The organism is Mucilaginibacter sp. P5_A6 (assembly GCF_056400585.1).
This window is the reverse complement of sequence record NZ_JBFUKZ010000020.1, coordinates 136351-145656: the sequence shown is the minus strand read 5'-3', so window position 1 is coordinate 145656 and position 9306 is coordinate 136351. Positions and strand designations below refer to the sequence as shown.

Genomic DNA, 9306 nt, shown 5'->3' with positions numbered 1-9306 from the left:
GGCTAAACAGCCGGATCGTCTTAGGGGGTTGYGCGCAATTAAATCAGCTTTACTGCTGGCTAAAACCGAAAAAGGCGCTGCAGATGAACTTACCGAGGAAGCTGAGATCAAAGTGCTTCAAAAACTGATCAAGCAACGTAAGGAATCGGCAGATATTTACCGCACACAAAACCGGGAGGATCTTTACGAGATCGAGATGGAGGAAATGCGCGTAATAGAACCTTACCTGCCACAACAAATGACCCGTTTTGAAATTGAAGGTTACCTGCAGGAGCTGATAGAAAGGATAGGGGCCACATCAATACAGGATCTGGGTAAGGTTATGGGCACTGCCAATAAAGAACTTGCCGGCAAAGCCGATGGTAAAACCATATCAGAAGTGGTAAGGCAATTGTTGGGATAGCAATTTAACAATGTAAGCTTAATATTTACATTGATAAATTATTACTATAATTGTTGCAAGTCGTTCGTAATAAACTAAATTTATAGCGAATTAACATATTTTATACTAAAACGGGTTTTGGTATAGTTAATTGAAAATTAATACTAATAATTTATATGGATTTCGTGCTTAAAGAGGAAAACGGTTTTAGTTACATCGATGAGGGCGAAGGTGAGGTATTATTACTACTTCACGGTTTAATGGGTTCGTTGAGCAATTGGGATGGCGTGGTTGAGGAGTTTAAATCCAGATACCGTGTAATAATCCCAATACTCCCAATTTATGATATGCCTCTTTTAACCACTGGTGTAAGAAGTTTATCAAAATTTGTACATAAGTTCATCAAGTTTAAAAAACTGAGCAATATAACATTGCTGGGTAATTCGCTTGGCGGGCATGTGGCTTTGGTATATGTTTTAGCTCATCCCGAAAATATAAAAGCCATGGTATTAACCGGCAGCTCGGGGTTGTATGAAAATGCTTTTGGTGGCTCGTTTCCGCGCCGCGAAAGTATTGATTTTGTAAGAGAAAAGGTGCAGTATACTTTTTATGATCCGGCCATTGCAACTGATGAGATGGTTAACGATATTCATAAACTGATAAACGACAGGCATAGCGTAATCAGGTTACTGGCGATGGCAAAATCGGCTATACGGCATAACATGAAAAAGGACCTGAGCAAGATGAATTTGCCGGTATGTTTAATATGGGGTAAAGACGATAAAATAACGCCGCCCGAAGTAGCGGTTGAGTTTAATGAATTGTTACCCGATTCGGAATTGCACTGGATTGATAAATGTGGCCATGCCCCAATGATGGAGCGGCCACAGGAGTTTAATGTTTTGTTTAGCGCGTTTTTAAATAAAATAAAAGGATAACATGATTGCAATTGAACTGATAGCTGATGTGATACCTCCGGTTCATACTTCTGATACTATACAGAAGGTATATGACCGTATGGTGGAGTTTCGCTTGAGGCACCTGCCAATTGTAAATGAAAAACAGTTTTTAGGATTAATTGCCGAGGATGATTTTATAGTTGAAAGCGATTACCAGGCACCGGTAGGTTCGTTGGGGCTTTCACTCGTTAATCCTTATGTGCTGGAAGATCAGCATATATATGATGTGATACGCCTGTTTTACGAGCGCAAGCTTACGGTGGTGCCGGTACTTGATGCCAAGCAAAACTACCTGGGCCTGATTACTATAAATGCCATAACCGATTATTTTGCCCAGATTACGTCGGTATCACAACCTGGCGGTATTATTGTGCTCGAAATCAACAATAAAAACAACTCGCTGGCGCATATGGCGCAGATAGTGGAATCTGACAATGCCCAGATACTAAGTTCTTACGTTCAAACATTTCCCGATTCAACCCGGATGGAAGTAACTCTTAAGGTAAATAAGCAGGATATCTCAACTATAATAGCCACCTTCCTGCGGTATGAATATGCTATAAAGGCAACCTTTAACAATACTGATAATAACGATAACGGCAGAGATCGTTACGATTCACTCATGAATTATCTTAACCTTTAGTTCATTAGTTCACTGGTTCATTAGTTCATTGGTGAAAAGTTCAATATTAGTCGTTCATTAGTTCACTGGTTCATTAGTTCATTAGTTCATTGGTGAAAAGTTCAATATTAGTCGTTCATTAGTTCACTGGTTCATTAGTTCATTGGTGAAAAGTTCAATAATTTTACCGACTGATTAGTTCGTATGAGTTATTATAGTCTTGAAGATTTAGATGTATATCAGTTAGCCGAAAGTTTTAGCGATGAAATTTGGATGATAGTTAGTGGTTGGGAATATTTTGCAAAAGATACCGTGGGTAAACAAATAGTACGCTCTGCTGATTCTATTGGGGCTAATATCGCTGAGGGATATGGCAGATATCACTTTAAAGAAAATCGAAATTTTTGTTTTTTTAGCCGTGGTTTAATTTTAGAAACAAAGGGATGGCTAATAAAATCAAAAAACAGAAACCTGATAAATGAAGATCAATTTAATTCACTATTTGAGAAACTTCGAACCATTCATCTCAAACTAAATGCATATTTAAAGTTTATTGGAAAAAATGCCAAAGTTAAAGCAGATCAGTAAAGTATATCATTAGTATTACCAAAAGGCAGGTATAAACGCAGGCCGATGAACCACTGAACTACTATCCCACGCAAAAGACCAATGAACCAGTGAACCAATGAACGAATGAACCAAAAAATAGCAATTTACGGCCGGCCATTTAATGAGCCATCGGTAATACCTTATATACAGCAGGTATTTGATAACCTGGCCCAACACAATGTCGAGATCTATGTGCATCATCTGCTTAACGAGTATCTTCAGGATAAAATAAACGGCGTAAAATATGATGTGCTGCAAAGTACAGATTCGTTAAAAGGTTTTATTGATATTTTTATAACGCTTGGCGGCGATGGCACCCTGCTGGATATGGTAACCGTTATCCGCGATAGCGGTATTCCTGTTATAGGGATTAATTTTGGCCGGTTGGGTTTTTTAGCCAGCGTAAATAAAAGCGATATCAACGCAGCTATTCATGCGGTAGTAAATAAGGAGTTTACGCTTGATTGCCGCGAACTGCTGAAGATTGATTCAAAAACAGAAGTGTTTGGGAACGATAACTTTGCGTTAAATGATGTAACCATTCACAAGCGCGATGATGCCGCCATGATTATTACCCATGTGTTTTTAAATGATGAGTTTTTAAACTCCTACTGGGGCGACGGTCTTATTATATCAACCTCAACAGGCTCAACGGCATATTCATTAAGCTGCGGAGGCCCAATTATATTCCCGCAATCAAATAGCATAGTAGTTACACCGGTATCGCCACATAACTTAAATGTAAGGCCTATCATATTACCCGATAACAGCAAACTATGTTTTGAGGTAGAAACCCGAAGCTCCAAATACCTGGTATCCTGCGATTCCAGGATGGCGGTTATGGACGAAACCATGAAGTTTCATGTAGCGAAAGCCGGTTTTCAGCTAAATTTGATCCGTTTAAATAATGAAAGTTATTTAACTACGTTAAGGAACAAACTATTATGGGGACTGGATGCCCGTAACTATTAAAACAGCTTAATGCCTAAATTTTTACTTTTTATATTTCTTTTGCTGGTTTCATATCATCTGCAGGCACAAACCTGGGAGGTAGGCGGCTCTATAGGCGGCGCCGGCTACATTGGCGATTTAAATCCCAATAATCCCGTTAAAATAAGCGGCATATCTGGCGGCCTTTTTGTAAAACGAAATTTTGATGGTTACCTATCGGCAAGGTTAACGTTTAGTTATGGTAAGTTTGGCGCTGCTGATAGTACCTCATCCAGTCAGCAGTTTCGCGATCGTAATTTGAGCTTTACCGATGGCGTAAAGGAAATAAGCGCTATAGGCGAATTCAATTTCCTGAAATACATCCCTGATGCAGGACCCAATAAATTTACACCTTTTATATACGCTGGTATCGGAATCTCGGGCTTTGCCCCCCGTACCAATTATAACGGTGCATCTGTTAATTTAAGGGAGTTAAAAACAGAAGATCAGCAAAAACAGTATGGTGATAATACCGTAGTAATACCATACGGTGTGGGTATAAAGTATAATATTGGCGGCAAGTTTAGCCTGGCGGCCGATATTGGTTATCGCTATACATTTACCGATTACCTCGACGATGTAAGCGGTGTATACGCCAACAAAAGCAAACTTGCCGGCACAGCCAGGGCATTATCCGATAGGTCTGGCGAGCGAACCGGCATATATATCGGTTCGGCAGGAACGCAGCGCGGCGATTTTAAGCCCCGGGATACCTATTTTTTAATAGGTTTTACCATCTCCTATACTTTTGTAACCCAGCGTTGTTATTACTAATTATTTAAGCAAATTTAATTTTTAAATTTTTAATTTAACAGAATTAAATTCTGTTAAATATATAATAATTGATTTTATAGTTCGTTTAAATGTTTATTGTCGGTATTTAATACCGATTTTATTTTAACCTTAAATCTGTAAAATCATGGCCGAATTAAATTCTTCTCCTCAAAAAACGGGTTCAACCCATAGGCGCAAAAAAATGAATGTGCGTGTTGATCTTACCGCGATGGTTGACCTGGCTTTCCTGCTGATCACCTTTTTTATAATGACAACTACGCTTGCAAAACCAAAGGCCATGCCTTTAGCCATGCCCGATGGGGAAGGGGACGGTCCGGTACCGGCCAGTCGTAGCCTTACTATTTGCCTGGGTAAAAATAACCAGGTGATGTATTACCTGGGCGAGCTAAAAAAACCGGTCATAGCTCCAACGGTTACCAGCTTTGACCAATACGGATTGCGCCGGACCCTTATCGAAACCGGTAAAATGATACGTAGTAAGTTTGGCAAGGGAATGATTGTATTGATAAAGCCAAGTGATCATGCATCGTACAGCAACCTGGTAAATACTTTAGACGAACTTGATATTACCAAAACGGATATGTATTCTATTGTTGATATAGCTCCCGGGGATGTGGAAGCTTTAAAACAAAAGGGTGTTTATTAACAAATAATTGAAACCTATTACTAAACCTTAATATACGGCTTCATCCGCAGGGCATCATGGTCAATTTTAAAGATCATTGGTGCCCTTTTTGCATTTATAGCTGTTTTAAACCATAATAAACAGCCCCCGAAAATATGATTTATGTGTTTTTTATGACATTTAAAGACAATATTTATAATAACATTTTCTTTTATCGTTGCATACTAAAAAAATACAAAGTAAGTTTTACCTTTGTACCCTGAAAAAACCGGCAATTTGGCATTTAAATCTTGCTGTAGCCGGTTGATTTTTAAGGTTGATTAGTCTAAAAACAAATATTTATTAGACATAGCGTTGATAGAATTTAAAACAAAGGCATGTCTTTTATAAACCATTACACGGTTTTTGATAATGAGTAATATGGAATATTTGGATCAGATTGATTTGTTAAAACTCCCTAAGCATGTAGCTATCATTATGGATGGCAACGGCCGTTGGGCAAAAGGAAAAGGCAAATTAAGGGTATTTGGTCATCATAATGGTGTGGTATCTGTTAGGGACGTTGTTGAGGGCGCAGATAAACTTGGTATAAAATATATTACACTATATACCTTTTCATCAGAAAACTGGAACAGGCCCAAATTTGAGGTTATGGCCATAATGGAGCTTATGGTAAGCACCATTCATAAGGAAATAGCAGGCTTCATGAAAAATAATATTAAGCTAAATGCTATTGGTGATTTGGACATGCTACCCCCAAAATGCTTAAAAGAGCTTAACGCGGCCATGCAAAAAACCTCGTTAAATACGGGAGTAGTACTTACACTGGCTTTAAGCTATGGCTCAAGACGCGAAATTTTACAGGCGGCTAAAAACATAGCCCTGCAGGTAAAAAGCGGAGACCTGCAAGTGGAAGATATTAATGAAGATGTTTTTGAAAGAAATTTATTCACCAACGATATGCCCGATCCTGAATTACTGATCAGAACCGGCGGCGAATATCGGATAAGTAACTATTTATTATGGCAAATTGCCTATGCAGAGTTGTATTTTACAGCAAAGCTATGGCCCGATTTCAGGAAGGAAGATTTGTACGAAGCCATACTTGATTACCAAAAACGCGAACGTCGTTTTGGTATGACAAGTGAGCAGCTTAACTAAATTTTTTCTTTTAACACTTTTTAACAACTGTATAAATTAATTTTAGCCCACTAAAATATTCGAATGTATAAATTTCTTTTTGCTATTCTTTTCTCTGTTTTTGGTACCGCTGCACTGGCCCAGGTTTCCAATCCACCGAGGCAACCACTCACAAAACAGATACCGGCTGATAGTTTAAGTTACCTTAATCCGCGCGATTATATCATAGGTGGTATTACCGTTAGTGGAGTAAAATATCTCGATAAGGATAATTTGATATTGCTTTCAAAATTAACAAAAGGCGATCGTATTAATTTACCGGGCGAACGTAATGCCGAAGTAATAAAGAAATTATACGAACAAGGCTTGTTTGATGATGTACAGTTAAACATTACTAAAATTAACCTTGATACGGTTTATCTTGAAATTGTAGTAGTGGAACGACCGCGTTTATCCCGCCTGCATATAACAGGTATCCGTAAAGGCGAAGTTGAAGATATACAGAAAAAATTAACCGATAAAACCGGTAAAATTGTAAACGAGAATTTATTAAGCACTACATCGGCTATTATTAGAAAGCATTTTAACGAGAAGGGGTTTATGAACACCACCGTTACTATGTCACAGCGTAAAGATCCGGGAGATGCCAACAGTGTTATACTCGACGTAAAAATTGATAAGAAAACCAAAGTGAAAATTAACGATGTTACTTTTGAGGGTAACAAAGCTTTTTCGCAAGGTGACCTGAGGGGGTATTTAAGCAAAACCCGTAAAAGAAGATGGTACAACATTTTTGGATCAAAAAAATTCAAACAGGATAAATACGAAGAGGATAAGTTAAACCTTATTGAAAAAATGCAGGGTAAAGGCTATCGTGATGCTGCATTGATAAGCGATTCTGTTTGGAAACACGACGATCAGACGGTTAACGTAAAGATAAAAGTTTACGAAGGCCCCAAATATTACTTCGGTAAAGTTAGTTGGTCTGGCAATGCGAAATATACTACCGAATTATTGGAAAGAATATTACACGTTAAAAAAGGCGATGTATTTAGCGAGGATGAATTAAATAAAAGGTTAAGCGGGCCAACTCCAAGTAATGATGATGTTTCGTCGCTTTACTTAAATGATGGTTATTTAACTTTCAACGCGGATCCTGTACAAACAAGGGTTTATAATGATACTGTGGATCTGGATATCCGTATTTATGAAGGCCCGCAATACACCATTAACCGCGTAAGTCTTAAAGGTAATGATGTAACTAACGATAAGGTTGTGTTGCGCGAGATCCAGACTAAGCCTGGCCAAAAATTCAACAAAGATTTATTAATACGCAGTGCACGTGAAATTGGTCAGCTTGGTAACTTTGACGAACAAAAAACCGAGCCGAAACCAACCAACATTAATCCGCAGGATGGTACTGTAGATATTATTTACAACGTTGTTGAAAAACCATCAGATCAGATAGAGCTTTCGGGTGGTTTTGGTGGCGGGCAGCTGGTGGGTACACTGGGGCTTACCTTTAACAACTTTTCGTTAAGGAATATATTTAACCTTAAAGCTTACAAACCATTGCCAAAAGGCGATGGACAAAAACTAAGCTTAAGAGGCCAGTCAAGCGGTCGTACTTATCAAAACTTTTCGTTCACCTTCTCCGAACCATGGTTAGGTGGTAAAAAACCTATTTACTTTGCATTATCAGCATATACACAAGGTAGTTCAACGGGGCAGTATTATGCAAAATCGGACCAGCGCTATAATAACCTGCGTATCAACGGTGTTGGTATTACTTTGGGTAAACGTTTAAAATGGCCTGATAACTATTTTCAGCTGAACTACTCCCTTAACTTTGACCACTATAACCTTGATAATTATGGCGGTTACCTTTTTCAAAATGGTACATCATTCAACATCAAGTTAACACAGGAATTAACCCGTAACTCAATCGACGCGCCTATTTTCCCTACACAGGGTTCCAATATTAAATTTACAGTACAGGCAACACCTCCTTATTCATTGTTTAATAATGTTAACTATAAGGTGGCCACTCCACAGGAACGTTACCATTTTGTAGAATACTATAAGTTTAAATACGATGCGCAATGGTTTTCCAAACTGGTTGGTAAATTTGTACTGATGTCGCAGGTGAGGTTTGGTTTCCTGGGCATGTACAACAAAGAAGTTGGTCCATCGCCGTTTGAACGCTTTAAGTTAGGTGGTGATGGTATGCAGAGCTACCAGTTTTTACAGGGTAGTGAAATCATAGGCTTAAGGGGTTACCAAAACTTCTCTATAGTACCCGAAGGTTCAAATGAAAACCAGAACTCCAATACAGGTAGCACCATCTACAATAAATATACGCTGGAATTACGCCATCCTGTTATCGCCAGCCAATCGGCAACTATATTTTTATTAGCATTTGCTGAGGGTGGAAATGTTTGGAACAATTTTAACCAGTTCAATCCGTTTAACGTTAGACGTTCGGTAGGTGTGGGCGCAAGAATATTTTTACCTATATTTGGCTTGCTTGGATTAGATTATGGTTATGGGTTTGATAAAATACCGGGTGCCCCTGATGCAAATAAAGGGCAATTCCATTTTACAATTTCTCAGAGTTTATCCGGCGGATTTAATTAATTTGCGAACCGAATATGAAGAAGATAATTTTAATAGCAATTTTAACGTTTACAGCATTTGCAGGAGCTTATGCACAACGTTTTGCTTATGTTGACTCGGATTATATATTGAAGCACATGCCGGAGTATGCTTCTTCGCAAAAGCAACTTGCCGCTTTATCTGATCAATGGCAAAAAGAAGTTGACGGACGTTTCCAGGAAATTGACCGTTTGTACAAAGCATACCAGGCCGACCAGATACTGATGACGCCCGATATGAAAAAACGCCGCGAGGCCGAGATTGTAGATAAAGAAAAGGCCGCAAAGGATTTTCAACGTCAAAAATTTGGCCCGGATGGTGAACTTTCACAAAAGAGCACTTCTTTAATTAAACCAATTCAGGATCGGGTGTCTAAAGCCGTACAGGCGGTAGCCGAAGGAAATGATTTGGATATGATTTTTGATAAAAACAGCGAGGTGATCATGCTGTATGCAAGCCCAAGGCTCGACAAAAGTGCAGAAGTAATAACCAAATTAGGGCTTAAACCCGGAGTACTTGCCAAATAACT

At 38.7% G+C, this 9306-nt stretch carries 10 protein-coding genes; all 10 read left to right on the top strand.

Translation table 11 applies throughout. From position 1 onward, the window contains the following. The coding region (locus AC1DO4_RS19990; RefSeq protein ID WP_477419021.1) for a GatB/YqeY domain-containing protein at positions 1–403 on the top strand (403 nt) is incomplete at its 5' end. Between the two features lie 155 nt (positions 404–558). Beyond that, positions 559–1320 (top strand): alpha/beta fold hydrolase, encoded by a 762-nt coding sequence (locus AC1DO4_RS19985; protein WP_477419019.1) that lies wholly within the window; start codon positions 559–561, stop codon positions 1318–1320. 1 nt (position 1321) lies between these two features. Then, the gene (locus AC1DO4_RS19980; protein ID WP_477419018.1) at positions 1322–1984 is read left to right on the top strand and encodes a CBS domain-containing protein; all 663 of its coding nucleotides are present in this window, start codon (positions 1322–1324) and stop codon (positions 1982–1984) included. Positions 1985–2167: 183 nt separating this feature from the next. Further along, the gene (locus AC1DO4_RS19975; RefSeq protein WP_477419016.1) at positions 2168–2551 is read left to right on the top strand and encodes a four helix bundle protein; all 384 of its coding nucleotides are present in this window, start codon (positions 2168–2170) and stop codon (positions 2549–2551) included. 105 nt (positions 2552–2656) lie between these two features. Next, on the top strand, positions 2657–3544 hold the full coding sequence (locus AC1DO4_RS19970; protein WP_477419014.1) for an NAD kinase: 888 nt from the start codon (positions 2657–2659) through the stop codon (positions 3542–3544). Positions 3545–3553: 9 nt separating this feature from the next. Next, the gene (gene porG, locus AC1DO4_RS19965; RefSeq protein ID WP_477419012.1) at positions 3554–4336 is read left to right on the top strand and encodes a type IX secretion system protein PorG; all 783 of its coding nucleotides are present in this window, start codon (positions 3554–3556) and stop codon (positions 4334–4336) included. Between the two features lie 145 nt (positions 4337–4481). After that, on the top strand, positions 4482–5003 hold the full coding sequence (locus tag AC1DO4_RS19960) for an ExbD/TolR family protein (protein ID WP_477419010.1): 522 nt from the start codon (positions 4482–4484) through the stop codon (positions 5001–5003). A 399-nt stretch (positions 5004–5402) separates the two neighbouring features. Next, entirely contained in the window at positions 5403–6143 is a 741-nt protein-coding gene (locus tag AC1DO4_RS19955; protein WP_477401502.1) for an isoprenyl transferase, read from the top strand. Between the two features lie 63 nt (positions 6144–6206). Further along, complete coding sequence (bamA, locus tag AC1DO4_RS19950) at positions 6207–8759, top strand: outer membrane protein assembly factor BamA (protein WP_477419008.1); 2553 nt, start codon at positions 6207–6209, stop codon at positions 8757–8759. 14 nt (positions 8760–8773) lie between these two features. Next, a complete protein-coding gene (locus AC1DO4_RS19945; protein WP_477401499.1) occupies positions 8774–9304 on the top strand; it encodes an OmpH/Skp family outer membrane protein in 531 nt (176 codons plus the stop codon). Positions 9305–9306 lie beyond the last annotated feature (2 nt).

Excerpts from the sequence above, each read along its gene's own strand:
- AC1DO4_RS19980 (WP_477419018.1), top strand. The coding sequence starts at position 1,322 with ATGATTGCAATTGAACTGATAGCTGATGTGATACCTCCGGTTCATACT.
- bamA (WP_477419008.1), top strand. The coding sequence starts at position 6,207 with ATGTATAAATTTCTTTTTGCTATTCTTTTCTCTGTTTTTGGTACCGCT.
- AC1DO4_RS19945 (WP_477401499.1), top strand. The coding sequence starts at position 8,774 with ATGAAGAAGATAATTTTAATAGCAATTTTAACGTTTACAGCATTTGCA.
- AC1DO4_RS19970 (WP_477419014.1), top strand. The coding sequence starts at position 2,657 with ATGAACCAAAAAATAGCAATTTACGGCCGGCCATTTAATGAGCCATCG.
- AC1DO4_RS19975 (WP_477419016.1), top strand. The coding sequence starts at position 2,168 with ATGAGTTATTATAGTCTTGAAGATTTAGATGTATATCAGTTAGCCGAA.
- porG (WP_477419012.1), top strand. The coding sequence starts at position 3,554 with ATGCCTAAATTTTTACTTTTTATATTTCTTTTGCTGGTTTCATATCAT.
- AC1DO4_RS19960 (WP_477419010.1), top strand. The coding sequence starts at position 4,482 with ATGGCCGAATTAAATTCTTCTCCTCAAAAAACGGGTTCAACCCATAGG.
- AC1DO4_RS19985 (WP_477419019.1), top strand. The coding sequence starts at position 559 with ATGGATTTCGTGCTTAAAGAGGAAAACGGTTTTAGTTACATCGATGAG.
- AC1DO4_RS19955 (WP_477401502.1), top strand. The coding sequence starts at position 5,403 with ATGGAATATTTGGATCAGATTGATTTGTTAAAACTCCCTAAGCATGTA.